This is a genomic window from Sulfurimonas sp. (assembly GCF_027056685.1).
In the GTDB taxonomy this organism is placed as follows: domain Bacteria; phylum Campylobacterota; class Campylobacteria; order Campylobacterales; family Sulfurimonadaceae; genus Sulfurimonas.
This window is the reverse complement of the sequence record NZ_JALUKE010000107.1, coordinates 1-3,865: the sequence shown is the minus strand read 5'-3', so window position 1 is coordinate 3,865 and position 3,865 is coordinate 1. Positions and strand designations below refer to the sequence as shown.

Annotated in this window: 4 protein-coding genes; all 4 read left to right on the top strand. The window is 31.7% G+C overall.

Annotated features, from left to right (window positions below; translation table 11 throughout):
* Nucleotides 1-301 precede the first annotated feature (301 nt).
* Genes MVY38_RS04645 through MVY38_RS04630 form a run of 4 tightly spaced genes read left to right on the top strand, consistent with a single transcriptional unit; the run spans nt 302 to nt 3,722 of the window.
* A complete protein-coding gene (locus tag MVY38_RS04645) occupies nt 302-592 on the top strand; it encodes a hypothetical protein (protein WP_297483996.1) in 291 nt (96 codons plus the stop codon).
* Nucleotides 593-637: 45 nt separating this feature from the next.
* The gene (locus tag MVY38_RS04640) at nt 638-865 is read left to right on the top strand and encodes a hypothetical protein (protein ID WP_297483995.1); all 228 of its coding nucleotides are present in this window, start codon (nt 638-640) and stop codon (nt 863-865) included.
* The gene (locus MVY38_RS04635; RefSeq protein ID WP_297483994.1) at nt 865-2,580 is read left to right on the top strand and encodes a lysophospholipid acyltransferase family protein; all 1,716 of its coding nucleotides are present in this window, start codon (nt 865-867) and stop codon (nt 2,578-2,580) included. Before MVY38_RS04640 ends, MVY38_RS04635 begins: the two co-directional genes overlap by 1 nt.
* Before the next feature lie 5 nt (nt 2,581-2,585).
* On the top strand, nt 2,586-3,722 hold the full coding sequence (locus tag MVY38_RS04630) for an EAL domain-containing protein (RefSeq protein WP_297483992.1): 1,137 nt from the start codon (nt 2,586-2,588) through the stop codon (nt 3,720-3,722).
* Nucleotides 3,723-3,865 lie beyond the last annotated feature (143 nt).

The window sequence follows — 3,865 nt, the reverse complement described above, 5'->3', positions numbered from 1 at the left end:
TTTTAGCTAGTTTTTTTGCAATTTTCTTTTTATCAGCTTTTTTAGCTTTTTTCTTATTTTTTTTCTTCTCTACTTTTTTCTTTTCAGATTTTTTAGCACTTTTCTTTTTCTCTGCTTTTTTAGCAACTTTTTTTGCCTTTGCTTCTAACTCTTTTTTCTTATCTTTTGCCATTTGTGGCTCCTTTTAGTAATAAATTATAGGTATTATATATAATTTATTTTACTTTGTCAATAAAATCTCTATAAAATATAGAGTTAAGATATAAACAACTATAATATGTTTCACTTTAGGAGCAAATAGATGACATTTATAGAATTTAAAAAACTACTCTTAGATGCAGAGATAAGTCTGCCAAAATTCAGCAAACTCATAAAAGTAAGTGAAAAAAATATTCAATCTTATAAAAAAAAGGGAGAAGTACCAAACACCATTGCTGTCATTGCAAAGTGTTTTGCTGCGATGCATACAAAAGGACTTAATTATAGAGAAAAGATTGAAGCATTGGGACTTGAAGCAAAAACAAAAAAAGGTGCTGGTTTTGCAAAAACAAAAAAGAAAGAGAAAGAAAAACCTCATGTAATAGAATCGTAATAAAGCTATCTTATCATTCTTCATACCATTTAATGGAGACAAAGAATGAAACTGCGTGAATTTAATATAAAAACCGAAAATCTTGAACTTGGTTATGCACAAAGCGACCTTAATCTAGAAATGATTGAAGAATATTTCTCTGACGAACTTGATATTCCCATAGAGTACATTAATAAACTTGAAATTCTTAAAGACTCTCTCTATGTAAAACTCACCGACTCAGTCAGATACTTTAACGAAGATTGGTATGTCAATATGCAAAGGATTGCATAATGTTAGATGTTGAGAAGATGATACAAGAAAAGTACCCTAAACTGCGAAACAATAAAATCATCAAAAGTGCCATTTCAAAGTTTAGCGATTCTGTCATTCATCAAGATGAAATCAATAAATTTTTGAAACGAAACAAGCACCTCGCTCCTTTAGAGTTTGTGGAGCATGTACTTGATGAGATGCAATTTAACTATCTCGTCTCAGATAAATACCTTGAAAATATTCCTACCGAGGGGCGAGTGGTCATCATTGCCAATCATCCATTAGGTGCACTCGATGCGCTTGCTCTTATTAAGCTCATCAGCTCTGTTCGTAAAGATGTCAAAATAATCGCAAACGATTTTCTCAACACACTTACGCCACTCAGACCCATCCTACTTGATATTAATAACTTCAAAAACAAACAATCTAAAGAGTCTATTAATAATATCTACGATGCTTTAAACTCTGAAGAGGTAGTTATTATTTTTCCTTCTGGAGAAGTTAGTCGCGCGACACCAACAGGCATTAAAGACAAAAAATGGCACAAAGGCTTCTTGAAGTTTGCAAAACGCTCTAACAGTCCTATTTTACCTGTTTTCATAGGTGGAAAAAATTCAAAAATCTTTTACTCTGTCTCTGCACTTAACAAAAAGCTCTCAATGCTCCTACTTTCAAATGAAATGTTCAAACAAAAAAATAAATCTATCGAAATAATTGTCGGAGAGCTTATTCCCTATGAGAATGTCACACCAAAAGGAATAGAACAAGAACAACTTATACGCCTATATAAAAAACATCTCTACAATCTCAAAAAAGGCATCAGCTTCTTTACAACACAAAAAGCTATTGCCCTCCCAGAAGACAGAAGAAATTTAAAAAAAGAACTTAAAAAATCCCCTCTTCTAGGCTTAACAAAAGACAATAAAAAGATATATTTATATGAATACTCTCTTAAAAACAGTGCTGTTTTAAATGAACTTGGTCGTCTTCGTGAAATATCTTTTCGCAAGGTAGGAGAAGGTGCAAATAAAAAACGCGATATAGACAAATATGACAGATACTACAAACATATCATACTCTGGGATAATGAAGCACTTGAGATTGTAGGTGCATATCGAATTGCAGAGTGTAAAAATATTTTAGAGCACTACTCACAAAATGCCCTCTATACGACGACACTCTTTGAGTACAATGATGCCCTAGTTCCTTATCTAAAAAATTCCATAGAACTCGGTCGTAGCTTTGTGCAGCCAAAATACTGGGGCTCTCGTGCGCTAGACTACCTCTGGCAAGGAATTGGTGCATATATTAAAAGCAATCCTCAGATAGAGTATATGTATGGACCTGTAAGCATATCGGGCGCGTATCCGAAAATTGCAAAAAATATGATACTCTACTTTTATGACTACTACTTTCATGACAATGAAGCGCTTGTACAAGCCAAACTTCCTTACACTATAAATCTTGAAGATGAATATATGAAAAGTTTCATTAAAGAGATACAGGGTAACAACTATAATGAAGACTTCAAACTACTCAAAAAGGCACTCGGATTTTTAGAACTCAGTGTTCCAACTCTATACAAACAGTATGCTGACCTTTGTGAAAAAGGTGGTATACGATTTAGTGCATATAATATCGATGAAGATTTTTCTGACTGTGTTGATAGTTTTATTTTAGTTGATGTCAAAAGAATTAAAGAAAAACAGAAAAAAAGATACTTCGGAGAGTAATATTAGTGAACAAACTTCCAAAAAAATATAAAAATATTCTAAAACAACTTGATATAGCTTTTCAACCAATTTTAAATATACACACTGGAAAAATTTATGCTGTTGAAGCACTTTTAAGAAATCATCTCGATGCTGGATTTAAATCTATATTTGATATCTTTGACACAGTAAGCAAAGATAATGCTCTTTTTGCATTTGACATAGCATTAAGAGAAAAAACATTTCAAAAGTTTACAACAATTGAAAATTATGAATCAATTAAACTTTTTTACAATTTAGACAATCGCCTTTTTGAAATGCCTGATTTTGAATCAGGAAATACAAATATTCTTCTCAAAAGATACAACATTGCAAAAGAAAACATATGTTTTGAAATCTCTGAAAGATATGAGGTTTTAAATAATCATCTTATGGAAAAAGTTCTCCAACACTATAAAAATGAAAATTTCTACATAGCTATTGATGATTTTGGAGTTGGACACTCTGGCTATAAATTACTTTTTGATTCTACTCCTGATATAATTAAAATTGATAGATATTTTTTACAAAACATTGAAAAAGATAGAAAGAAAAGGTTAATGGTTGCAAGTATTACTCACTTAGCAATTCAACTTGGAATAGAAGTACTTGCTGAAGGCGTTGAAACACGGGCAGAATACTTGACCTGTAAAGAAATAGGATGTAATCTCGTACAGGGTTATTTTGTACAACATCCAACAAAAGAGACACAAGAGATAAAACACAAATATACACATATTACAGAGATGCTCAAAAGTTCCAAACGAGATGAAAAATCTTCAAAAACGCTCAAATATATAGAAAAAATCGTTCCTCTCGTTACTAATACATCTATGGATAATGTTGTTGAATATTTTAAAGAGTATAAAAATACACCTTATGTGCCCGTGGTTAATGAAAAGAATGAACCAAAAGGTATTCTTCCCGAAGATAATATAAAAGAGTATCTCTATTCTCCCTATGGAATTGCTCTTCTTCTTAACAATACAAAAAAACAATCAAAGCTAAAAAACCTTATAATTAGCGCACCAAGTATTGACATCAGTAGCAGCATTTCTATGATTATTGTGTATATTTCATTTTATTCTTCCACCCGTTTCACTCCCAGCCTTCCACTTTTTTGAGTCTCAAACAAGCATATAAAATTGTAGCATAAATGAGAGTGAGTGGAAGAATGGTTTTTTCTATTTCATCACTTTTTTAGCATTTTTCTTTCGTTGAGAGTCTGCATTTGCTGAAAACTCTATTTTATACGCATTATGCACAA